At 39.3% G+C, this 19,802-nt stretch carries 24 protein-coding genes; 23 read left to right on the top strand and 1 reads right to left on the bottom strand.

Translation table 11 applies throughout. The features are described from left to right. Positions 1–33 precede the first annotated feature (33 nt). On the top strand, positions 34–918 hold the full coding sequence (locus ACY650_RS08345) for a YheT family hydrolase (protein WP_462253653.1): 885 nt from the start codon (positions 34–36) through the stop codon (positions 916–918). On the opposite strand, the gene ACY650_RS08340 is transcribed toward ACY650_RS08345, so the two are convergent. Then, positions 919–3,783, bottom strand: a complete 2,865-nt coding sequence (locus ACY650_RS08340; RefSeq protein ID WP_462253651.1) for an FAD-binding and (Fe-S)-binding domain-containing protein — start codon at positions 3,781–3,783, stop codon at positions 919–921. It abuts the gene before it with no gap. Positions 3,784–3,872: 89 nt separating this feature from the next. On the opposite strand from ACY650_RS08340, the gene ACY650_RS08335 reads away from it, so the two are divergent. From ACY650_RS08335 to ACY650_RS08230, 22 genes are all read left to right on the top strand, one after another. Beyond that, positions 3,873–4,424 (top strand): RNA polymerase sigma factor, encoded by a 552-nt coding sequence (locus ACY650_RS08335; protein WP_462253649.1) that lies wholly within the window; start codon positions 3,873–3,875, stop codon positions 4,422–4,424. Further along, positions 4,421–5,218 carry a HEAT repeat domain-containing protein gene (locus ACY650_RS08330; RefSeq protein ID WP_462253647.1) on the top strand — a complete coding sequence of 266 codons (798 nt, stop codon included), beginning with the start codon at positions 4,421–4,423 and terminating at the stop codon, positions 5,216–5,218. Before ACY650_RS08335 ends, ACY650_RS08330 begins: the two co-directional genes overlap by 4 nt. Before the next feature lie 11 nt (positions 5,219–5,229). After that, entirely contained in the window at positions 5,230–6,060 is an 831-nt protein-coding gene (locus ACY650_RS08325) for a DUF4097 family beta strand repeat-containing protein (RefSeq protein ID WP_462253645.1), read from the top strand. A gap of 27 nt (positions 6,061–6,087) precedes the next feature. Next, positions 6,088–6,912, top strand: a complete 825-nt coding sequence (locus ACY650_RS08320) for a DUF4097 family beta strand repeat-containing protein (protein ID WP_462253643.1) — start codon at positions 6,088–6,090, stop codon at positions 6,910–6,912. Between the two features lie 65 nt (positions 6,913–6,977). Next, positions 6,978–7,907 (top strand): bile acid:sodium symporter family protein, encoded by a 930-nt coding sequence (locus tag ACY650_RS08315; protein WP_462253641.1) that lies wholly within the window; start codon positions 6,978–6,980, stop codon positions 7,905–7,907. Positions 7,908–8,056: 149 nt separating this feature from the next. Further along, on the top strand, positions 8,057–9,889 hold the full coding sequence (locus ACY650_RS08310; RefSeq protein ID WP_462253639.1) for a peptidylprolyl isomerase: 1,833 nt from the start codon (positions 8,057–8,059) through the stop codon (positions 9,887–9,889). Between the two features lie 89 nt (positions 9,890–9,978). Then, positions 9,979–10,239, top strand: a complete 261-nt coding sequence (locus ACY650_RS08305; RefSeq protein WP_462253637.1) for a DUF493 family protein — start codon at positions 9,979–9,981, stop codon at positions 10,237–10,239. A 166-nt stretch (positions 10,240–10,405) separates the two neighbouring features. Further along, the gene (locus ACY650_RS08300) at positions 10,406–11,947 is read left to right on the top strand and encodes a glycoside hydrolase family 19 protein (protein ID WP_462253635.1); all 1,542 of its coding nucleotides are present in this window, start codon (positions 10,406–10,408) and stop codon (positions 11,945–11,947) included. 10 nt (positions 11,948–11,957) lie between these two features. Next, positions 11,958–12,335, top strand: coding sequence for a hypothetical protein (locus ACY650_RS08295; protein WP_462253633.1), 378 nt, complete (start codon positions 11,958–11,960; stop codon positions 12,333–12,335). Between the two features lie 2 nt (positions 12,336–12,337). Continuing rightward, positions 12,338–12,706, top strand: coding sequence for a hypothetical protein (locus tag ACY650_RS08290; protein WP_462253631.1), 369 nt, complete (start codon positions 12,338–12,340; stop codon positions 12,704–12,706). A 31-nt stretch (positions 12,707–12,737) separates the two neighbouring features. After that, a complete protein-coding gene (locus ACY650_RS08285; protein ID WP_462253629.1) occupies positions 12,738–12,998 on the top strand; it encodes a hypothetical protein in 261 nt (86 codons plus the stop codon). A 178-nt stretch (positions 12,999–13,176) separates the two neighbouring features. After that, the gene (locus ACY650_RS08280; RefSeq protein WP_462253627.1) at positions 13,177–13,521 is read left to right on the top strand and encodes a hypothetical protein; all 345 of its coding nucleotides are present in this window, start codon (positions 13,177–13,179) and stop codon (positions 13,519–13,521) included. Between the two features lie 52 nt (positions 13,522–13,573). Beyond that, positions 13,574–13,933: a hypothetical protein gene (locus ACY650_RS08275; protein WP_462253625.1), complete on the top strand. Its 360-nt coding sequence runs from the start codon at positions 13,574–13,576 to the stop codon at positions 13,931–13,933. A gap of 20 nt (positions 13,934–13,953) precedes the next feature. Then, positions 13,954–14,316, top strand: coding sequence for a hypothetical protein (locus tag ACY650_RS08270; protein ID WP_462253623.1), 363 nt, complete (start codon positions 13,954–13,956; stop codon positions 14,314–14,316). Positions 14,317–14,319: 3 nt separating this feature from the next. Further along, a complete protein-coding gene (locus ACY650_RS08265) occupies positions 14,320–15,018 on the top strand; it encodes a hypothetical protein (protein ID WP_462253621.1) in 699 nt (232 codons plus the stop codon). Between the two features lie 148 nt (positions 15,019–15,166). Continuing rightward, on the top strand, positions 15,167–15,400 hold the full coding sequence (locus tag ACY650_RS08260; RefSeq protein ID WP_462253619.1) for a 4a-hydroxytetrahydrobiopterin dehydratase: 234 nt from the start codon (positions 15,167–15,169) through the stop codon (positions 15,398–15,400). 5 nt (positions 15,401–15,405) lie between these two features. Next, positions 15,406–15,924 (top strand): hypothetical protein, encoded by a 519-nt coding sequence (locus ACY650_RS08255; protein ID WP_462253617.1) that lies wholly within the window; start codon positions 15,406–15,408, stop codon positions 15,922–15,924. An 18-nt stretch (positions 15,925–15,942) separates the two neighbouring features. Next, positions 15,943–16,623, top strand: coding sequence for a 16S rRNA (cytidine(1402)-2'-O)-methyltransferase (rsmI, locus tag ACY650_RS08250; protein WP_462253615.1), 681 nt, complete (start codon positions 15,943–15,945; stop codon positions 16,621–16,623). Beyond that, positions 16,620–17,405, top strand: coding sequence for an inositol monophosphatase family protein (locus tag ACY650_RS08245; RefSeq protein ID WP_462253613.1), 786 nt, complete (start codon positions 16,620–16,622; stop codon positions 17,403–17,405). The genes rsmI and ACY650_RS08245 overlap by 4 nt, the downstream gene beginning before the upstream one ends. Before the next feature lie 82 nt (positions 17,406–17,487). After that, the gene (locus tag ACY650_RS08240; protein WP_462253611.1) at positions 17,488–18,219 is read left to right on the top strand and encodes a hypothetical protein; all 732 of its coding nucleotides are present in this window, start codon (positions 17,488–17,490) and stop codon (positions 18,217–18,219) included. A 93-nt stretch (positions 18,220–18,312) separates the two neighbouring features. Then, positions 18,313–18,915, top strand: coding sequence for a MarR family winged helix-turn-helix transcriptional regulator (locus ACY650_RS08235; protein WP_462253609.1), 603 nt, complete (start codon positions 18,313–18,315; stop codon positions 18,913–18,915). A gap of 47 nt (positions 18,916–18,962) precedes the next feature. Further along, complete coding sequence (locus ACY650_RS08230; RefSeq protein ID WP_462253607.1) at positions 18,963–19,799, top strand: DUF4349 domain-containing protein; 837 nt, start codon at positions 18,963–18,965, stop codon at positions 19,797–19,799. The last annotated feature ends 3 nt before the right edge of the window (positions 19,800–19,802 follow it).

The following is a 19,802-nucleotide window of genomic DNA, read 5'->3' as shown; positions in this document are numbered from 1 at the left end:
TCTAAACGACCACTCTTATACTTTAATTCCTATATGGAAACACTGATTCCATACTTTACAACCAAAGTGGGTCAGGTGGCATACACTCGAGAGCGGTTGGAGTTGGATGATGGTGACTTCCTGGATTTGGACTGGCTAAAGTCAGGGGCTAATGATCTAATTATAATCTCACATGGGCTGGAAGGAAACTCAAAGGACCATTTCATTGAGCAATCCGTTTCTGCTCTTCAGAAGCAGGGCTATGATATTCTTGTCTGGCATTATCGAAGTTGCAGCAAGGAAATGAATCGGTTGCCCAGGTTTTACGATCATGGGGATATTCAGGATCTTCATGAAGTAATTCAACATGCAGGGAAAAGCTATCAAAACATTAACCTTCTTGGTTTCTCAATGGGAGGAACCATGGTTATTAACTACTTGGGGAGCGACAATGTGGATTCAAATATTAGAAAAGCGATAGCCATTTCAGCTCCAATGGATTTACGGGCTGCTTCTGAAAATCTTAATAAGGGATTAAATAAGTTTTTAGAGAAAAGCTTCTTAAAGAAATGGAAGAGAAAGATTCGCCTGAAAGCTATCGATTTCCCTGAATTATTTGACTTGAGCGCATTAGTACACGTAACAACTCTTGTTGAATTGTATAGGTACTTGATTCCATTACATGGGTATGAGACATTGGCAGAATACTATGAAAAGTGGTCATGCCATCAATACCTTTCCAAAATTGACAACCGATTGTTAATTGTAAACGCCTTGAATGATCCCATGCTTTCAAGGAATTGCTATCCTGTTGACGCGTGTAAGAAAAGTGAAACTGTTTTTCTAGAAACGCCAAAATATGGGGGTCACACAGGATTTACTAAGAAGATGAATGGAAAACTTTGGTATGTCTGGAGGACAGAGCAGTTTTTATCCTGATCAAAGGATTTCAACTATATGACGAGCTACCTTGCCGGTGCCATCCAATATCTGATGACGACAGGAAGTACCTGACGCAAGAATGATCGTATCCTCTTCGGCCTCTCTCACCTTTGGGAAAAGAATGAGCTCGCCAATCTTCATCGATACTTCATAGTGTTCTTTTTCATAGCCAAAAGAACCCGCCATTCCGCAGCACCCACTCGGAATCATTTGCACTTTGAAATTTTCAGCTGCTTTTAACACCTTCATCGTTGGAGTCATTGAAGAGACTGCTTTTTGATGGCAGTGGCCATGCACCAGTATTTTCTGTTTAGTTCGCGGCAAGTCTGAGGGGGTCAGGTTCCCTGCATCTAACTCTTTAGCCAAAAACTCTTCGATGGTGAATGCTTTTTCAGCCACCTTTAATGCTTGTTCTTGTTCTTTACCTCTAAGTAGATCTGGATATTCATCCCTGAAGGTGAGAATTGCGGATGGTTCAATACCTACCAGGCAAACGTCCTTTTTCAAAAGTCCATGAAACATGCTCACATTTTCCTTTGCCAAGGCCACCGCTTCCTCAAGCATTCCTTTTGATAAATACGGTCGCCCACTGGCTACATGATTTGCTGCCCGAACCTCATATCCCATCCGGTCTAAAAGCATGATGGCTTTTTTACCTATTTCTACATCCAAATAATTCGTAAACTCATCAAAGAAGAAGTAAACCGTCTTTTTGGATTTTCGCTGTAGTGAATGGAATTTTTTATCAAACCAAGATCGAAGGGTCTGGTTAGCCATCTTAGGGATTGATCTTTTGCTGGCAAACCCAAGCATAGGTTTGGAAATATTTCTTGTGAGGTTGTAAGCCCAAGGAGCTTTTTCAAACCGTTCCATGCTTTTAGCATAGTTGGCGATCATCTTTGTTCGAAAGGGAGCCCCGTTTTCTTTCATAGATTGATACTGCCACTCAGCTTTCAGCTTTCCCATATCCACATTGGAAGGGCACTCACTTTTGCACCCTTTACAAGACAGGCAGAGGTCTAAAACTTCTTTTATTTCCGGACTTGCAAATGGATTCGCCTCTTCCGGTCTCGAAAGCATTTCTCTCAAGATGTTGGCCCGGGCTCTGGTTGTATCTTTTTCGTCTCTTGTGGCTTGATAGCTTGGGCACATGGTGTCACCGGTCAACTCAGATTTACGACAGTCGCCGGATCCGTTGCACAATTCTGTAGATCTTACAATCCCTTGATCTTTTGAAAAATCAAGCATGGTCTCATATTGGGGCGTATCCTGATTTTTTTCATAGCGTAGTGACGTGTCCATTGGGGCCGTACCTACAATCTTTCCGGGGTTGAAAATGTTGTTAGGATCCCATGTGTTCTTCACTTTTTTGAGTAGCTGGTAGTTTTCCTCGCCAATCATTTTAGGGATAAATTCACCTCTTAACCGTCCATCTCCATGTTCGCCGGATAGTGAGCCTTCATACTTTTTCACCAAGTCCGCAATTTCCTCGGCTATGGTCCTAAAAAGCTTTACTCCCTCGTCAGTTTTTAAGTTTAGGTAAGGTCTTAGATGCAATTCGCCTGAGCCTGCATGCGCATAATGCACACTGTATAAATCGTGCTTCTGTAGAATTTTATTAAAGTCGCCAATGTAGTTGGGAAGGTCCTTTACATCGACCGCTGTATCTTCAATTACGGGTGCTGGCTTAGTATCTCCAGGAATATTCGAAAGCAATCCCAGACCGGCTTTTCTGAGATTCCATACTTTCTTGATATCGTCTCCGCTGACAATGGGGAATGCATAGCCCAGTCGCTGTTTGCCTAGCTCGGTGAGGAAATTTAGGATTCGAATGTCTACTTCCTTCTCTGTTTCACCAATCAACTCAACAACCAAAATGGCTTTAGGCTCCCCTTCGACAAAAAACCGATTCGCAGCCTGTTCTTTATTTCTTGCTGTTGCCTCGAGGATGTAATGATCCATCAATTCGCAGGCATACGGCTGATAGTTTAGCGCAATGAGGTTTGCTTTGAGCGCATCATCTACGGTCTTACTATGTACACAGACTAGGCGTTTGAAACCTTCTGGAATCTTAGTGATCTTCAGCTTTGCTTCTGTGACAAAAGCAAGAGTACCTTCTGATCCGGCGATGAGTGAACAAAAATTGAAAGCATCACCTTTTGTATTGAAAGGCTTCATGCTGGCTAACATATCTAATGCATAGCCGGTATTTCTTCTAGGGATATTCGGTTTTGGAAACTCTTTCTTAATCCGGCTGACGTTGCTTTCATCAAGCAAGATCTCAGAAACGCTCTCATAGAGGGAATTTTCCAAATCGGATGCTCCTCTCAAATCTTGAGTTTCCTTGAAATGAGCAACTGAACCGTCAGATAAAAGTGCCTTTACTTCTAATAAGTGCTCTCTTGTACTTCCATAAACTACTGAGTTTGATCCGCAGCTGTTATTTCCAATCATCCCTCCAATCATCGCACGATTGGCGGTAGAGGTCTCTGGTGCGAAGAAATATCCATGGTCCTCAAGCACGCGATTCAACTCGTCTCTAACTATTCCTGGCTGAACCCGAACGAATTCTTCATCCGTATTGATCTCGATTATGTTGGTAAAGTGCTTCGAAACATCTACTACGATTCCTCCACCTACTACTTGTCCAGCTAAGGAAGTGCCAGCAGTTCTTGGGATAATGGATGTTTTATTTTCGGTAGCAAATCGAATCAGTTTCTTAAGGTCTTCATCCGTTTTAGGGATAGCTACTGCTTCGGGAATCTCTCGATAGGCTGATGCATCTGTCGCATATATGCGCCTTAGCGCCTTCCCGGTATGGAATTCGCCGCTTAGCTCTTTTTTGAGGTTCTCGAAGTTCATGCTTCAAACCTACGCATGAATTTCAGAAAATTTCCAATCAAGATGTAACCTTCCGAAATTACTTAAGTTTCCCCGTCAGAATGCACCAAATGAACCTACTGGAAGACCATAGCCTGATGATGAAAGTAAAAGAGGGAGAGGTAGACAAACTCAACCTCCTTTACAAAAGATATAGCCGAAGATTCTTTGGATTCTTTTACGGAATGACCAATGATGGAGCGACAAGCGAAGACTTAGTTCAAAATGTGTTTATGCGCATTTTAAAGTACAAACACACCTATAAGGACAATGGAGATTTTGAAGTCTGGGCATTTCAAATGGCTAGAAACGTACATCACGATCATTATCGCAAAAACAAGCGATATGCTTTTCAAGAAGATATGAATCCTTATGAAGAGAAGCTAAGCGAAACCAAAAATCAGGAGGTAGAAATGGAACGATCTGACGAATTGAATTACTTGAAGAAAGCCCTGGCGAGTCTTTCAGATGAAAAAAGAGAACTGATAGAATTGGTCAGATTCCAGAAGGTGAAATATGCAAAGGTGGCAGAAATGCTTGGTGTAACCGAAAGTGCAATTAAAGTACGGGTACACAGAATATTGAAAGAATTAAGAGAATCATACATAAAACTTGATGCATGATGAAGATTACTAAGAAAATAGCAACGGAACTCTGGCAGGATAAACTTACTGGCGAGATCAGCGAGAAGGAGGAGAAAGCCCTGGATCAATTTCTGGAAGCTAACCCTGAGGTAAAAACGGAACTTAACGATCTTGAAAAGACCTGGGATCTTTTTGAAGACATTGATCGGCCGGAGCCTTCTCAAGCGATGGATGCGAGATTCGAAGGAATGATGGCGGCTTATGCACATCGACAAAAAGAGTCTCGACCAAATGTGCTGGACTGGATTGTTGAGCAAATGACGAGAAGCTGGCAAGTCGGGTTAGCGGCATTGGTAATGGGCTTGTTTATTGGGTGGTGGATGCTTCCCTCTCAAGATCAGCAACAGGATATCCAGCAGCTTAGCAATGAGATTCAGAGTATGAAAGAAATGATGATGCTCACACTTATTGAGCAGCCAAAAGCGCAAGAACGCATACGTGCTGTAAACCTTGCAGCAGAGCTTCCAAAAGCAGATGAGAAAGTTGTGAATGCATTAATTGCTACACTCAACAATGACGAAAATGTCAATGTAAGGCTCGCAAGTTTAGAATCTCTGGTCAGGTATGTTGATGAACCAAACGTGAGACAAGCATTGGTTGACGCACTCAAAATGCAAGAGTCACCCTTGGTACTTATAGCCATAGCGGACGTTTTGGTGGCTATTCAGGAAAGGTCTTCAGTAGAAACCATGGAGCAATTGCAAGAGAGCGTTCAGGATGAATTTGTGAAGGAAAAACTCAATGAAAGTATCAAAACACTCAAAAACACTTAAATAAAAAGACAATGAAATTATTACTCATACTAATGACTTTGATCAACCCTTACGTGAAGGGTGACAAAGTAGAAATTACAAAGACTTATGCAATCGATAACCCCAGTGAAATGGTGGTTATGATCAACAACATCAATGGAGGAATTGAAGTGGAAAGATCTACTGACAATAAAGTACACTTATCACTTACAATAGAGATGTCAGCCAGATCAGAGGAGTTGCTGGAAAAAGCGAAAAGGGAGTTGAAATTGGGAGAATTGAAGACTTCTGACTCGCTCGTATTCTACACCAATGCGCCTTTCATTAAAAAATGCAAGTGGGGGAATTTTGTTGGGTACGACATGCAGGAACAACCCAAGTATAATTTCAAATACCAATACAAGCTTAAGGTTCCAAAAAATGTCAAGTTAGATGCAAGAACAATCAACAAAGGAGATGTATTAATAAAAGACATCGATGGCCCGGTGAAAGCTTGCAACATTAATGGTGAAGTGGAGATCAAAAACGCCAGAAAAGTGCTTCAAGCATCCACAGTAAATGGAGATGTCACGATCAACTTCTTGGAAAGCCCAAAAGAAGCGATTGCATTCAATACGGTCAATGGCGATTTCAATTTTGAACTACCGAAGAACTTCAATGCGAAAATTTACTTTGACACCATGCATGGAGACATTTTCACTGCCTTTAATTATCAGCAGATGAGCCCAAAAGTGGAAAAGAGTGATGAAAATGGGAAGTACAAAATAGGAACAAAAACAGGTGTGGAAATTGGCTCAGGGGGACCTGAACTATCCTTTCGCAGCATCAATGGAAATATTTATTTAAAAAAATCAACCCTGTAAAAGGGAATAAATTAAAATTTTAAGACAATGAAAAAAGTATTAATCATATTGTTTCTCGTAGCCTCAGGAAGTGCCTGGGCTCAGGAATTCAATGAGAAAATAACGGTGCCTTTAAGTTCACCAGACAAAAGAGGCAAGCTGGATGTAGGCTTGGTTAGAGGGAATCTGACAATTGAAGCATACAATGGGAGAGAGGTGCTCATAGAAGCAACAGCCGGTGAAGCAGGAGACTGCGACAGTTGTGACGATCACGATCGTGACAGAGACCGAAAAAGAAATGTGCCTGCCGGCATGAAGCGAATTTCGAGCAGCCCGGTAGAATTGGAGGCTTCCGAAGACAATAATGTAGTGGAGATCGAGACAAACTCCTGGAAGAAGCCAATCAATCTGAATATTAAGATTCCTGCCAACTTTGACCTTGAGGTTTCCACGATTCATGGAAAGGTAGAAGTGACTGGTGTGGATGGAACTCATGAAATTTCTTCAGTGAATGGTCCGCTCACCCTCAAAGACATGAGTGGATCGATCGTATCGAATACCGTGAATGGCACCATACTGGTAAACTTCAAATCGATCACACCAAATGAACCTATGTCATTTGTGACATTAAATGGTGACGTAGATGTTACTTTCCCTGACAATATCAAAGCAAGAGCTAAGATGAAGTCGGATCGTGGTGAGATATTCACAGATTTTGAGATGACTGTTGATCGCTCAAAGCCAGAAGTAAACACGGACGATGGAGCGTACAAAGTATCAATAAACTCATGGGTCTTTGGAGACATAAATGGAGGTGGACCGGAATACACATTTAAGAATATGCAAGGAGATATTATCATCCGGAAACAATAGCTAGCAGTAAGCTTTCCGAACCCGCTAAATTTTTAGCGGGTTTTTTTATTCCTATCTTTCCATTCATGGAAGCCATCGATCAGGTCACATTAAACTTTAGTGAGGCGAACCTCTTTTACCTCAACATAAGCCTGGGATTCATCATGTTTGGGGTTGCCATAAACCTTCATTTGAATGACTTTCTTCATGTATTAAGAAACCCGAAGGCTGCTTTTGCAGGTATTCTCTCCCAATTTTTGATATTGCCTGCGCTGACTTACCTCCTAATATTAATAGTTCAGCCCAGACCAAGCTTTGCTTTGGGGATGATGCTCGTGGCCGCTTGCCCCGGAGGGAATATTTCAAACTTTATGGCGGCAATGGCTAGAGGAAATGCAGCACTATCAGTAAGTCTTACAGCAGTATCTAGTTCATTGGCGATTTTCATGACGCCGATAAACTTGACACTTTGGGCAAGTATGTATGAACCAACTGCGGTCATCCTCACAGAAGTAAGCCTAGATTTCTGGCAGTTATTGAAGACCATCACGATGCTGCTTTTAATCCCACTTATTTTAGGCATGGCGTTGCGGAGTTGGAAACCGAAGATGGCGGACAAATTGCATCCAATCATGCATTATAGCTCCATTTTCATTTTTGCAGTGATTGTGTGCTTAGCATTCAGCGCCAATTTCAATTTGTTTTTAGAATACATCCACCTTGTACTGCTCTTGGTATTGGCGCACAATGCGGTAGCACTTACAACAGGGTATCAAATTGGGAAGCTCTTCAAATTGGAACAGGCAGACAGAAGATCCATTGCTATTGAAACAGGCATACAAAATTCTGGGCTAGGCCTTATTCTCATCTTCAGCTTTTTTGAAGGTTTAGGCGGAATGGCGATTGTGGCGGCATGGTGGGGAATTTGGCATATAATTTCAGGTTTAAGTCTCGCATATTTCTGGAGCAGAAACACAGAATTATCTACTGCAAATGCCGCAGAATCTGGGCATTAATTCTTAATGATTGCGTGGTTGAGAACCTCTATAATTTAGGTTCATGATTATCAAGAAGTTAACGGATTAAATTCAATTGTAAAGTGAATAGCCAATAGCAAATTATTTCCTTATTTTTGCCGACCTTATAAAAAGAGCAATTAGATAACATGGCACTAATAGGCACACTGAGAAACAAGATGGGTAAGATCGTGGTGGGAGCAATCATGGTCACTATGGTCGCTTTCATTGGAACGGACCTAATTGGAAATTCCACACTGCTAGGTGGCGGAGATAATCCTGATATCGGAGAGATCGCAGGACAGGGAATTACCAATGCCGAGTTTCAAAACAAAGTTGATGTTCTTTCCTACAACTTTGCACTAAACACTGGAAGAAACCCAATTCAGCAAGAGACAGACCAAATAAGAAATCAAGCTTGGAACGCACTTATTTTAGATAAAGCGTACGAGACACAGTTTGAAGAGCTAGGCATTGAAGTAACTAATGCAGAGCTTGTAGATATGGTACAGGGAGCAAACATCAGCCCTCAGATACGACAGTTTTTTGCAGATCCGCAAACAGGACTATTCAACAAAGAGAACGTAACGTCGTTCCTTGGCAGTCTTCAACAAGCGGCACCTCAGCAAAGAGATTCATGGATTTCTTTCGAGCAGTCTTTAATTCCAAGTAGAAAAATTGAGAAGTATTCAAACCTATTCACGAAGACTAACTACGTGACGAAATACGAAGCTAAGGATGAGTACACAAGTCAGAATGCTACTGCAACTATTGATTACTTGTATGTTCCTTACTTAAGTGTTTCGGATTCTTCTGTAAGCATCGCGGACAGTGAACTTCAAAGCTACCTTGATTCTCATGAGTCAGAATTTCAAAGACCAGAGACAAGAAGCATGTCATACGTAGTATTTGATCTTAAAGCATCAAGTGCGGATACAGCAATTGTTATGGATGAAGTTAATAACCTGAAGATGTCATTAGCTAGTAGCGATAATGATTCGAGCTTTGTGGTTATCAACTCTGATGATCCGTACCCATTCATTACATATGTAGAAGAAAATTTACCGGATTCATTAAAAGGCAAGGATGTAGGATATGTTTCTACACCAGCTATCGTGAATGGATCTTATGAGTTTTACAAGCTTTCAAGAGCAGACGAAATTACTCCAGACAGCGTGCTTTACAGAGTGGCTAAAATGAAGAAAGACTTCTTCATATCTGATGAGACGATTAACGAATCATACAGACAAGCAGATTTATTTGCAGCGTCTGCTGGAAATCTGGAAGAATTCAAAAGACTTGCTGATGAGCAAGGTTTCACGGTTAGAGAAGCAAATCGAATAGATAAAAACTCGCAAAGAGTAGGCCCTCTGGCTGAAGCAAGAACTTTAGTTCTATGGCTTTACAATGACGCTTCTGTGGGAGCTGTTTCTGACGTGAAAGAAATTGGCGATAGATATGTTGTTGCTGCAATGACTTCTGAGCAAGAAGAAGGTGTAGCAAACCTGGATGAAGTTAGAAACCAGGTAGAGCGTAAGGTTAGAAACGAGAAGAAAGCAGATAACATTTTGAATACGCTAAGCGGTCTTGATGCTTCTGACGTTGAGTCAATGGCTGTTGCTTACGGCGACGGAGCTCGAACAGGTACTGCAGATTTTCAAATGTTCTCTAGCAGCATTAACGGTGTAGGCTATGCACCGGAGGCAATTGGCCTTTCGTTCGCGCTAGATGAAGAAGAAATTACACAAGCATTCGCGATTCAAGATGGTGTTATAGTAGTGAAGCTTTCTGCTAAGGATCTTCCTGCTGATGTTGAAGATTATTCAACGTTTGCTCTTCAGGTTTCTCGTCAGAGATTGGGTCAAAATGCAATGATTGCTGACTTCCCTCTTTCCTACTTCAGACTTTTCGTACCAAGAAAAATTGATGAGGCGGTTAAGGAATTCGCTGATATTGAAGATATGAGATATAAGTTCTTCTAAGGTTCAAAATTGAATCTTTTAGAAAGCCATTCCGAACTTTATCGGGGTGGCTTTTTTTATAGTAGTAGAATACATTTAAATTAATGAGTATGAGCTGGGACGAAGCATCATTTCTAGAGAAGTTGGAAGGGACACATGAGTTTCCGGATAATTATACATTCAAGTTTATCGTTAAGCCTGAGCATCAGGCAAAAGTTGAGTCATTGGTGCCTGGGGCCGATGTAAGGGTAAAGCCAAGCTCTGGCAATAAGTATGTAAGCATCACACTCAGCAAACAAATGGCAAGTAGCCAAGCCGTGGTAGATGTCTACAAACAAGCCAAAACGATAGAAGGCATTATCGCGCTTTAAAAACCTCCTTTTCTCCTCAAAGTAAATAATTGTGATTGTGGACCGAAGACTATGTAAGCATATAGTATACACGGTACCGAATCAACTGCATATCTAGCAACAGTTTTCTTGTTGTCTCCTAATCTTATTCCACCACCCTCTGGAATAACGATAAATGAAAGGAGCAATGAGAAAGACTTTTTACCATTGGATTCTCATTATAGCAGTGGGGTTTTCACTTAGTTGTAATGATGATCTTCATTCCGTAATTCAACCGGAATTTGATGATTTTTTTAGAAAAGTTGAGTTGGATAATGATAGCCGATTGCAAGATGCAATATCAGGATTGAGAAACTGGCAAAACGAAAATGGAAGGCTAGCAGAGGATCTTGGTGAGCTAGACCTAGATCAGATATACGTGCTTGAAGGCAGTGATAATGATGATCCTAACTATTCCATTCCATTAGAACCCAAAGAAGAAAGAGAATCCTTTACGCGTGAATTTCTAACGCTTCATTCAGAATCGTCTGGCTATGTAGGAGTGATTATACAATTTGATCCAGATGAGGAGTACTCCTTTGCTTCAGGATTGAACAATTACTCAGGTTGGGTTAGAGGATTCAACTTGGAACATGAAGTGCTAGTGGAGACCTATTACTTGAATGGAGAGCCTGTAGCAAATGATGCAAATGGACGAGATGATGGAGGTGGATCTTGTTTAGAAGTCAAAGCAATAATGTTAAATGGCGCGCTGATAGGTTATCAGATTGTCTTGACGACAGGTGGATCTTGTGGAGGTGGTGAACCGACGGAATGGGAAGAAGTTGGAGGGACACCAACTGGTGGTGATAACAATGATAACGGGGAGAAGAATGAGGAATCAAAGAAGAATGGTGCTAAAAAGGATGGCAAAGGGAAAGGTGTAGGAGTATTAAACCCATGCGATAAAGGATTTATTAAGGACAGCAAAGGCAAATGCGTAAGAGAAGATTGTAAAACCTCCAAAGAGGATTTGAAGAAAGCATTTCCGAATGCGTCTGATGCAACACTAAAGTCCTTAGCAGAAAAATTAAACAAGTATGCGAAAGATTTTGGAATCAACACGAAAGAGGAATTACAACATTTCTTAGCTCAAGCAGGTCATGAAAGTACCAGTGTAGTTTCGGGAAAAGAATTTGGAGCCTTTGAGGAGAACCTAAATTACAGATGGAAAAAACTAGGTAAAAAAGATTACTGGGATAAATATTTCAATCCTGTATCTGATCCGACAGCGGATGCGAAAAAAGAAGATCCAAGAGATTATAAAAGGTCAACCAACTCTGTGTTTGTTAATTCAAAGAAGTTTGCAAACTATGTATACAAAGATTCTAATCGTGATAAAAATGCCGCTTTAGGAAATGTAAATTCAGGTGACGGTTATAAATATCGGGGGCGAGGCATTATACAATTAACTGGGAGGGAGAATTATAGGAGCTTTAATAAGTTCTACAAATCTAAATATGATTCTAAGGCTGACCTCCTTAGCAAGCCAGAACAAATAGCTACAAATATGGACATAGCTGTAATAAGTGCTCTTTGGTACTTCGAAAATAGAGTTATGAAATCAATAGAATTTGATAAAAATACTGACATAGCCAAAGTAACTGTGTTGATTAATGGGGGTACAAAAGGTATAGACCACCGCGAAGAATTATTTAAACAAACCAAAAACAATATTGACTGTAATTAAATAATAGACCATGAAAAAAATTATGACATTCTTACAAGTAGTAATTCCCCTAACAATTGTAACATCATTTGGTGCAATTGATCAAAACCCAGAACAACTTATAATAGGCACTTGGAAACCAGAGGGTTGTGCTACTTGTAAATGGGTATTTAAAGAAGATGGAAAATGTTATGATCATTATAAAGGTAAGATTTTTCAGACATATAGGTTTTCAATTAAATCCGGTAAGTCCCTCAATGGGAAGCTCACTCATCATTTTCTTACACTAACAGATATCTCAAATCCAAAGGAGTCCTACGAGTATGAGATAAATGGACTTAGTGAAAAAAGAATGGCTTTGGAATATCTAAAGGGAACTCGTAAACTACAGTATTTCACAAGGGAATAACGATGAAAACTACTTTTATCTCTCTTTCTGGATTCCTATTAATCTTGTCAATTACAACAATACAAGAAGATGAGTTGATTATTGGAACATGGGTTTCTGAATCAGACCCTAGTAATAAATGGGTTTTTATAGGCTCCGAGTGCTTAAGGTATTCCCAAGGAAAACTTCTAAACAAGTATTCGTTTAAAATAAACAACTCCTCACCTCAATGCGAATATGACGTCCCAGTCAATAGCAACACCAGCTATTTAGAGTTGACTAAGAGGGACAATGGAAGTAAGTTTTGTTATGAAATAGCAAGCTTAAATGACAAATATTTGACGATCCGTTATTTGAATGCTGGACGATTTATGGTCTTTAAAAGAGGGTAGATTTTATAGTAGAAATTGTATTGAATAAGTAATGAAATTATTGCTAGAAATTGTACTTGTTTTTGGGTCGTTTATCTCATTTTCTCAAAAAGAGTCAAATGAAATACCGATAGTTGGCAACTGGAAAGCTAAGGGATGTTCTACATGTCAATTATCATTTAATAAAAATGGATTCTGCTATGAATATTATGAAGGTAAATTGGAAGCAACATACAAGTTCAAATTAGTAAAAGAAGGCTCTATATGTGACACAGAGGTTGACGAAGGACCATTATTTGATTCTAGAAGATGAGTTAAAAGAGAACAAATCTTGTTTTGAAATTTTATCTATTAATAAAACCCATCTTCAACTAAGACCAATCAATTCAGGCAACTTGCTTTCATATGAAAGGCACTAGCATTTATAAAAACATTTTTCTGTGAAAGCGTATATCATTTTTCTCATTATTATTTCAAAATCTATTTCATGTATGTTTCAATCAAGTGACGAACTAATTATTGGAACATGGGTGCCAGATCAAGACGGTTACGATTACCGCTGGGTCTTTAAGGAAAACGGAACTATAGACAAGTATGATGAGGGCAAGGTGTGGGTAACTTATAGATATGAGATTAATAAGAAGTCAAGCTGTTTGACACCACTTAATGAAGGAGTCAATTTATATCTTAAAATGACAGAGAAAAGTGAATCATCAACACTTCCGGGTAGTAAAATAGAATTGTGTTATGAACTAGATGGAGTCACAGATGAACATTTAAGCCTAATCTACATTACTGGGGCCAATTACAGACCAATTTTATTTGAAAGGTTTTAGTAGGAAGAAGTGTATAATATGGAAGTTGATTTTTAACTACTCAATTATTGATATGAAAACATTTGCATTCATTTTAACTATTACAGCCAACTATTGTCTATTGATTGCTCAATCAAATGATGAGTTAATCCAAGGAGAATGGAACTCCAAGGGTTGTGAAACTTGCAAGTGGATATTTAAGGATGGAATATGTTCGAAAATTCATGATGGTGATGTTTATGGAAAATATAAATATATCATCACGGAAGGCAAGTCCCTCAATGGGAAGCTCACTCATCATTTTCTTACACTAACAGATATCTCAAATCCAAAGGAATCCTATGAATATGAGATAAATGGACTTAGTGAGAAAAGAATGGCTTTGGAATATCTAAAGGGGACTCGTAGACTTCAATACTTTACAAAAGAATGAGAAACTAAACGAAGAATGCTATGTGTTTTTTATATAAAGCTTGTTTACTCTCAACGATATCGATTTTGCTATTTCAGCAGTCTCCGAATCAACTTATAATAGGAACTTGGAAACCAGAGGGTTGCCTTACTTGTAAATGGGTATTTAAAGAAGATGGAAAATGTTATGATCATTACGAAGGTAAGATTTATCAGACCTTTAGGTATTCGATCAAATCAGAAAAATCACTTAATGGGAAGCTCACTCATCATATCCTTACCCTAAAGGGTATTACATATCCAAAGAAATCATTTGAATATGAGATAAATGGCCTTGGTGAAAAAAGAATGGCTTTGGAATATCTAAAAGGGACTCGTAAGCTTCAATATTACACGAGGGAATAACAGATGAGAGCTATTTTTATTTCTCTTTCAGCATTCCTATCAATCTTGTCAATTACTACAATACAAGAAGATGAGTTGATTGTTGGAACATGGGTTTCTAAGGAGGATTCGAATTGGAGGTTTATATTCAAGAACCCAAAAACATGCTTTGAGTATTATAATGGCAAATTAACTGAAGAGTATTCGTTTTCTATTTCAAATTCATCTCCGCAGTGTAATAAGGAAGTTTTTGTAAATCAAAATACCAGCTATTTGAAACTTAAAAGCAATAGCGATAGCGAAATGAATTGCTATGAGATAGCGAGTTTAAATGATGAATCTTTAACCTTAAGAGTAGTAGGTAGAGGAGGATTTATGGAATTTATTAGAGATTCGAACACCGCTATACCTATCCGATTTTCCGATCCATCAAAGGGAATTATTGGAACTTGGTATTCTGAAGGAGATAGGACTAATAAATGGACTTATTCTGATAATGGGCTATTGTACGAATACTGGAATTCTAAAGTTGAATCTGTATACAAGTATTCAATATCTCATTCTTGCGATTCGGAATACGATCCAGATTTCTACTTTATGGAATGGATTGACGAAAATGGTGACATTTATTGTTTTGAGATTAATAGTGTTAATGAAAACAACAGTGATATATTATCATTAACTAGCATGAAGAATGGCAAAATCTATTTATTCAATAGGTAAACAATTCCCTCAAATCAATCAAACCCTTCGATCAAGCGACTTACTTTCATATGAAAGGCCCAGTGCTCTGAATGATTTACAATAAAATCGCGCGATCTCGTTTGCTCATCTATCCATTTAGTTTACTTTTTCCAGTAAAATGAACATTATGTGGAAAGAAGAAGACAACAAACTAAAAAAGACCTTTGAATTCAAAGACTTTGTTGAAGCATTCGGCTTCATGAGTCAGGTAGCAATTGTTGCCGAGAAGATGGATCATCATCCAAACTGGAGTAATGTCTACAATACAGTCTCAATAGAACTTTGTACCCACGATGCAGGTGATATCGTCACGGATAATGATCACCGTTTGGCTGAAGCGATAGATAAGTTACTTTCCTGAGTACTGTGGTGAGGTACATCCCATTCTTAATTTCGTTTTTTATTAATGCAATTGCTTTTTCACAAGTAGGTGAAGATGCTATTAAAGTAATTGTTTCATCTAGCGATTTAAGCGAGGACTTCAGTGTTGTCTCTTCAAAGAGTGACGAGCTAATGCTATTTGTTTATGATTATACAAACTCAAAGGAGTTGAATGAGCCCGCAATGGTTAAAAAATTCAACTTCAGCAAAGGCAATATGGAAATCGAGTTTGACTGGAATGTTCAAAATGAAGTCAATAATTATATTCTCTTCCTTATTGAACTAGATTCCGATAATAATGAATTGCAGATCGATCCGATATTAAGGATTCACTATACTAATCTCATAGAAGCATATGAAAAAAGGAATTACCTAGGGATTGAAAAATATCTAGGAGACGATGATTTGCTTGGATATGCGAAGTTTTCAATTCCTTCTACCCAAACAATCAAAGGAGTCTATAAACTCGACAAGTTTCACTACACTATTACATTTCAGGATTAGATAAATTAACTTGGCTGAATGACCATCGAGCCTGGAAAACTGTACTTAGTGCCTACTCCAATTGGCAACCTTGCTGACATGACCTATCGTGCAGTAGAAGTACTCAAAGGGGTTGATCTCATCTTGGCTGAAGACACCCGCACATCTGGATTCTTACTGAAGCACTACGAAATAGGAACTCCTGCTCAAAGCTTCCATGCGCATAATGAACATAAGAAAGTTGATGAAGCAATTGAGAAACTTAAAAATGGTGTTTCCATTGCTCAAATATCGGATGCAGGTACTCCGGGAATTTCAGATCCAGGATTTCTACTTGTTAGAGCAGCACTTGCCAATGACATACCCGTGGATTCACTCCCGGGAGCAACCGCTTTTGTTCCTGCGTTAATCAAATCAGGCTTTCCATGCGAGCGATTTGTATTCGAGGGCTTTCTTCCACATAAAAAGGGCAGACAAACTCGAATAGAAGCGATGAAAGAGGAAAGCAGAACAGCTATTTATTATGAATCGCCCCATCGTTTGTTAAAAACCTTGCAACAATTCAAAGAATTATTGGGGGATCGAAACGTTTCAGTTTCCAGAGAGTTAACAAAGAAATTCGAAGAGACTGTGACTGGAAGCATTGATTCAGTGCTCGAACACTTCGGATCTAAAAGCATAAAAGGGGAATTCGTAATTATCTTGGAAGGAGCCAAATGAACTTAGAATCAATAACGGAAAAAGTAGTTTTGGTAGCTATTGAAACAGGAGCTTTCATCAGACAAGAACGCGCACGATTTTCATATGATTCAGTAGAGTTTAAAGGAGAAAGCAATTTAGTTTCATACGTAGATAAGGAATCTGAAAAGCAGATCACTGAAGGCCTGCAGCGGATACTTCCAGAGGCTGGGTTCATTACAGAAGAGGAAACCACCGCACAAGGTCAAAAAGAATTTACATGGATTATAGACCCATTAGATGGGACAACAAACTTTGTTCATGGCATTCCAAACTACTGTGTGAGCATTGGTCTTATGCACAATGGCAAGATTGTTTCAGGTGTAGTTTATGAAGTAGCCAATGATGAATGTTTCTATGCGTGGAAAGGTGGCGGAGCTTACTTAAACAAGAAGTCCATTCAAGTGTCAAAAGCCAAATCGTTTTCAGATTGTGTCTTAGCTACAGGTTTCCCCTACTATGAATTTGAACAGCTGGATGAATATTTGCGAATACTCAATCGGCTAATGAAGGATACACAAGGTTTGAGAAGAATGGGGAGTGCTGCTGCTGATATGGCCTATGTTGCTTGCGGACGTTATGGCGGGTACTTCGAATACAACCTTAACTCGTATGACATTGCTGCCGGAGTGATTCTCGTTCAGGAAGCTGGCGGTACAGTTACAGACTTTAAAGGAGGTGATGACTTCATTTTTGGACGGGAAATGGTATCAGGTGGCGAAGTTCATCCATTGCTTCTAGCTGTTATTCAAGAACACTGGTGATATTTTTTATTTCTAATAGTTAGGAATCCTAATAATAATATGTATGTTTGTTAAAAAGTTAGGAATCCTAATAAAAATAAATATGAAAAATCTATTATTACTTCTATTGGTCTCAACCATTAGTTGTCAGTCCTTTTCTCAAGGAGAAAATGAAAATCCAAAGTTTAAAGACTCAGATGATCTTAAGATTTCGAATGCTGAAGTACAGTATGACCAGTCCTTGGAGCATTTAATTTTCACCATTACTGTTGAAGGGACTGCCGGAAATTCAACGCCGACGGCAATTGGTCAACTTGATGGTGCACCGGTATTGGGCTATGTCTTTCCTACGAATCTGAAATCAGCGGATGTAGGTTTTAGTCAAACGGATGGGATTGTTGCATTGGCCTTAACCTCACATCCAGACTTTGATGATACGCCTCTCTGGGATGAAAATTATGACAAAAACTATGCGAATGATGGGATTTTATGGCATCCCCATTGGGTTGTGCTCACGCAAGATGATCGCGTTGCCGGGGGCTTAGCAGTCAAGCAGTTTGATCCTGAAAAAGATGATGTGACTCTACCACCCACGAATCCTGGTATGCCAATGTATATGGACTCACCAGGCTTTCATGTAGTTACTCAAGACAATCAAATCAAGGTTGTAGTACCTAGCTATCGAGTAGGAGGAAAGACCCAATTCAATTTTGATGGAGTTGCAGCGTACATGCAAGTCAATACATCCAATTCAAATCTGCCGATGTTAGGTGTTTATGCAGTTTATAGTGTAGCATCAGGGGATTTGTCATTACCCTACACGGTTAAGAACTAATCTAACTGACATAAATTTTAAGAAGAAGTTCAGCATCAATGCTGAACTTTTTTGTTGTTATTTAGAATTAATTAGGATTGCTAACTTTGATTTATGAGAAATAGTTTTGATCCCAAATTTCAGGAGGAAGACCTCACAAGCAAAATCGTTGTTGGTATTGAGCGGCTTTCTGAAGTATTTCGGGTGTTGTTATGGGAGAAATCCAAAGAAACCGGCCTTAGCCCAATTCAAATCCAGATCCTACTATTTCTAAAAAGTCATGATCGCTCGATGGCGAATGTGAGTCATCTTTCCAAGGAGTTTAACTTAAAGAAACCGACAATAAGCGATGCAGTCAAAGTGATGTTTGAAAAAAGGCTTATTGATAAGGAGACGGGAGAGGATGCGCGTAGGTATACTATTTCTCTGACAGCAAGAGGAGCTAGATTGGTAGATACGCTGCAAGATTTTGATTCTCCCCTTCGTAAGAGTATTGAAGGAATGGGTTTACCTGCTAATCAAGCCATTTATGATGGTTTGGTCAAAGTGATATTTAACCTCAATCAATCAGGAATCATTGAAGTACAGCGAACATGCTATGGCTGTCAGTTCCACCAAAAGGAAGCCAATTCTCATTACTGTGGCTTTATTAATAAGGAGTTAAAAACAGAAGACTTACGTTTAGACTGCACTGATTTCAAATCTAAATCTGAATGAACTGGTAAGATTCTTGTAGCTTGAATCTTTTCTAAAACCTCAAAAACATGAAAACACTCACTATTCTTATTGTTTTTTTGATGGCAGCTTGTGGCGGAGGAAGTACAGATTCAAAACCTTCGGCAAGCGAGGCTTATGCAATGGCGACTGAAACGGAAGTGTCCGATTTGACAACTATGAGGAAGGTCTCGAGTCCTCAACAATCGGACCCTACGTTTGAGAAAAAGGTCGTAAAGACCGGAGGGTTATCCTATCAGGTAGAAAGTACTCAGAATGAGTATCAAAGAATTAGTTCGCTCTTAGAACAGTTTGAAGCTTATATAAGCTCTGAAAACGAAAACAAAGGTTATGATCGCATTAACTATAATGTAAGCATCAAAGTACCACCTCAGCATTTTAATCCATTGATAGGTGCACTTACTAAAGACAAAAAGCTGGATAATCGTTGGGTAAATACGGATGACGTAACCGAACGTTATTATGACCTGCAATCCCGAATCGAAAACAAGAAAAAGCTTGAAGAACGCTACCAAGAGATTCTGAAGAAAGCTGAAAATGTGAGAGATATTCTGGAAGTTGAGAGAAACCTGAACCAGGTTAGAACAGAGATAGAGTCACTAGAAGGTCAATTTAAGTTGTTAAGTCATCGTGTAAATTTCAGCACTATAGATATTTCGTTTTATGAGCTGGTACCATACGAGCTGAACCAAGAACCTAGGCCCGGATTTGGTACGCGAATCATCAATTCAATAACAGCGGGATGGCAAGGATTCTTGACCTTTATGGTTTACCTGCTGGCACTGTGGCCTTTCGGAATTCTAGCTTTTATTGTCGTTACAATCGTAAAAAAGATTCGCGCCAAAAGGAAAAAAGACGATCTTTGATCG

It is taken from the genome of Ekhidna sp., assembly GCF_963691765.1.
GTDB lineage: Bacteria > Bacteroidota > Bacteroidia > Cytophagales > Cyclobacteriaceae > Ekhidna.
Note: the sequence above shows the minus strand (reverse complement) of the source record. Positions and strands in the feature narration are given on the sequence as shown.

What these genes read in the sequence shown, in the direction of transcription:
- ACY650_RS08345 (WP_462253653.1), top strand. Translation starts at nt 34, where the DNA reads ATGGAAACACTGATTCCATACTTTACAACCAAAGTGGGTCAGGTGGCA.
- ACY650_RS08340 (WP_462253651.1), bottom strand. Translation starts at nt 3,783, where the DNA reads ATGAACTTCGAGAACCTCAAAAAAGAGCTAAGCGGCGAATTCCATACC.
- ACY650_RS08335 (WP_462253649.1), top strand. Translation starts at nt 3,873, where the DNA reads ATGAACCTACTGGAAGACCATAGCCTGATGATGAAAGTAAAAGAGGGA.
- ACY650_RS08330 (WP_462253647.1), top strand. Translation starts at nt 4,421, where the DNA reads ATGATGAAGATTACTAAGAAAATAGCAACGGAACTCTGGCAGGATAAA.
- ACY650_RS08325 (WP_462253645.1), top strand. Translation starts at nt 5,230, where the DNA reads ATGAAATTATTACTCATACTAATGACTTTGATCAACCCTTACGTGAAG.
- ACY650_RS08320 (WP_462253643.1), top strand. Translation starts at nt 6,088, where the DNA reads ATGAAAAAAGTATTAATCATATTGTTTCTCGTAGCCTCAGGAAGTGCC.
- ACY650_RS08315 (WP_462253641.1), top strand. Translation starts at nt 6,978, where the DNA reads ATGGAAGCCATCGATCAGGTCACATTAAACTTTAGTGAGGCGAACCTC.
- ACY650_RS08310 (WP_462253639.1), top strand. Translation starts at nt 8,057, where the DNA reads ATGGCACTAATAGGCACACTGAGAAACAAGATGGGTAAGATCGTGGTG.
- ACY650_RS08305 (WP_462253637.1), top strand. Translation starts at nt 9,979, where the DNA reads ATGAGCTGGGACGAAGCATCATTTCTAGAGAAGTTGGAAGGGACACAT.
- ACY650_RS08300 (WP_462253635.1), top strand. Translation starts at nt 10,406, where the DNA reads ATGAGAAAGACTTTTTACCATTGGATTCTCATTATAGCAGTGGGGTTT.
- ACY650_RS08295 (WP_462253633.1), top strand. Translation starts at nt 11,958, where the DNA reads ATGAAAAAAATTATGACATTCTTACAAGTAGTAATTCCCCTAACAATT.
- ACY650_RS08290 (WP_462253631.1), top strand. Translation starts at nt 12,338, where the DNA reads ATGAAAACTACTTTTATCTCTCTTTCTGGATTCCTATTAATCTTGTCA.
- ACY650_RS08285 (WP_462253629.1), top strand. Translation starts at nt 12,738, where the DNA reads ATGAAATTATTGCTAGAAATTGTACTTGTTTTTGGGTCGTTTATCTCA.
- ACY650_RS08280 (WP_462253627.1), top strand. Translation starts at nt 13,177, where the DNA reads ATGTTTCAATCAAGTGACGAACTAATTATTGGAACATGGGTGCCAGAT.
- ACY650_RS08275 (WP_462253625.1), top strand. Translation starts at nt 13,574, where the DNA reads ATGAAAACATTTGCATTCATTTTAACTATTACAGCCAACTATTGTCTA.
- ACY650_RS08270 (WP_462253623.1), top strand. Translation starts at nt 13,954, where the DNA reads ATGTGTTTTTTATATAAAGCTTGTTTACTCTCAACGATATCGATTTTG.
- ACY650_RS08265 (WP_462253621.1), top strand. Translation starts at nt 14,320, where the DNA reads ATGAGAGCTATTTTTATTTCTCTTTCAGCATTCCTATCAATCTTGTCA.
- ACY650_RS08260 (WP_462253619.1), top strand. Translation starts at nt 15,167, where the DNA reads ATGTGGAAAGAAGAAGACAACAAACTAAAAAAGACCTTTGAATTCAAA.
- rsmI (WP_462253615.1), top strand. Translation starts at nt 15,943, where the DNA reads ATGACCATCGAGCCTGGAAAACTGTACTTAGTGCCTACTCCAATTGGC.
- ACY650_RS08245 (WP_462253613.1), top strand. Translation starts at nt 16,620, where the DNA reads ATGAACTTAGAATCAATAACGGAAAAAGTAGTTTTGGTAGCTATTGAA.
- ACY650_RS08240 (WP_462253611.1), top strand. Translation starts at nt 17,488, where the DNA reads ATGAAAAATCTATTATTACTTCTATTGGTCTCAACCATTAGTTGTCAG.
- ACY650_RS08235 (WP_462253609.1), top strand. Translation starts at nt 18,313, where the DNA reads ATGAGAAATAGTTTTGATCCCAAATTTCAGGAGGAAGACCTCACAAGC.
- ACY650_RS08230 (WP_462253607.1), top strand. Translation starts at nt 18,963, where the DNA reads ATGAAAACACTCACTATTCTTATTGTTTTTTTGATGGCAGCTTGTGGC.